The organism is Mesorhizobium sp. PL10, from assembly GCF_053714315.1.
The window spans coordinates 1-1,621 of record NZ_JBSKBR010000127.1 but is presented as its reverse complement, the minus strand read 5'-3'; the positions used below and the strand labels follow the sequence as shown (position 1 = coordinate 1,621).

General features: G+C 51.4%; 1 protein-coding gene. It reads left to right on the top strand.

Features of this window, described 5'->3' with window-relative positions; translation table 11 throughout:
* Window positions 1-60: 60 nt before the first annotated feature.
* The gene (locus tag ACWGTO_RS33380; RefSeq protein WP_454578940.1) at window positions 61-1,506 is read left to right on the top strand and encodes an IS1182 family transposase; all 1,446 of its coding nucleotides are present in this window, start codon (window positions 61-63) and stop codon (window positions 1,504-1,506) included.
* Window positions 1,507-1,621 lie beyond the last annotated feature (115 nt).

Here is a 1,621-nt window from a genome sequence, read left to right as displayed (position 1 = left end):
CAGACTGTGCAAAAAGTCTGCGGGATTCCAATGGCAAGTGAACCGTAGTATGTTGTTTTCATGGCACATTTATCTGGCTCAGATCGCTCGCAACTGCTGCTTCTCCCTGAAGCGATTGATGACTATGTCGGATTAGACAATCCGGTTCGCCTCATAGAGGCTTTTGTGGATAGCATTGATCTTGTCGCCTCTGGGTTTTCCCGCGTAACTGCAAAAGAGACGGGACGCCCCGGCTTCGATCCGGCCGATCTGCTTAAACTTTATCTCTACGGATATTTGAATCGGGTACGTTCGAGCCGAAAGCTGGAAGCAGAAACCCGCCGTAATATCGAGGTGATCTGGCTGCTGCGCCATCTGAAACCTGATTACCGGACAATCGCATCTTTTCGCCGAGTGAATTGCGCAGCTTTCAAGCAAATTTTCCGCGAGTTTGCCATCGTCTGTCGCCGCCTCGATTTGTTCGGCAGGGAAATGCTTGCCGTGGATGGTACGCGCATCAAGGCGGTCAATAACAGGCATCGCAACTTCACCCGCACAACGCTGTTGGATCTTGTGCGTCGCGCCGACGAAAAACTCTCCGACTATATGAAAGCGCTTGATGACGGTGATGCCGACGACTCGAAAGCGGCCAATGATATCGATTCGAACGGCAGAGGCAGTGACACTGAGACGAAGATTGCGGCGCTCAGGACGAGGCGGCAGAAGTTCAGCAGTTTACTTGCCGAGCTAGACCGCACAGGTGAGGATCAGATATCGCTGACGGATCCAGATAGCAGGGCTATGCCGAGCATGATGAAAGTTGGAGTTGGGTACAACGTTCAGCTGGCAGTTGACGTGAAGCATAAGCTGATCGCTGAGGAAGACGTCAGCAACAATGTTCTCGATATCGGCTTGCTCGCGCCGACTGTTGAAGCGGCAATGCAGGTACTCGGTGTCGAGCAGATCGAGGCAGTTGCCGATCGAGGTTATTACAAGATCGAAGACATAGAAGCTTGCGAGAAGGCTGGCATCACCGCCTATGTGCCAAGACCAGTCCGTGGATCAACAGTAGGCGATGGGTTTTTCTCGAAGGAGAAATTCACCTATCAGCCAGACACAAACGTTTATATCTGCCCCAATGGCGCAGCTATGTCTCCTCGGCGGAGTGGTAAAAAACGAGGCCTTACGAGAACCTATTTTGCAAATCGCATCGCCTGCCAATCATGTGCCATCAAAAACAGATGCACGCCAACCGCCTTTCGACAGATCATGCGCCTGGAGAACGAAGCTGTTCTTGATCGTATGGCGGAAAGGCTGAGCCAACGTCCAAATATCATGGCTCAGAGAAAGGAAAGCGTCGAGCATCCTTTTGGGACAATTAAGCAATGGATGAACCAAGGCGCGTTCCTGATGCGTGGGCTGAACAACGTTCAGGCAGAGTTTAGCCTAACTGCAGTCGCCTACAATATCAGAAGGGCAATCGCTCTCGTTAGCATCCCGGAGCTGATAGGCGCTATGAAGGCTTGATTGGGAAATCTGCGTTCTGCGCGAGAAAAATCCATTAAGGTACTACATTTGGGCCCCTTGCTGGCCCAATCGCGTTAATGAAAGAAATTCCCAAGAATTCCCCATCAGTCCAAGA

Coding starts and splice junctions, on each gene's coding strand:
- ACWGTO_RS33380 (WP_454578940.1), top strand. CDS start 61: ATGGCACATTTATCTGGCTCAGATCGCTCGCAACTGCTGCTTCTCCCT.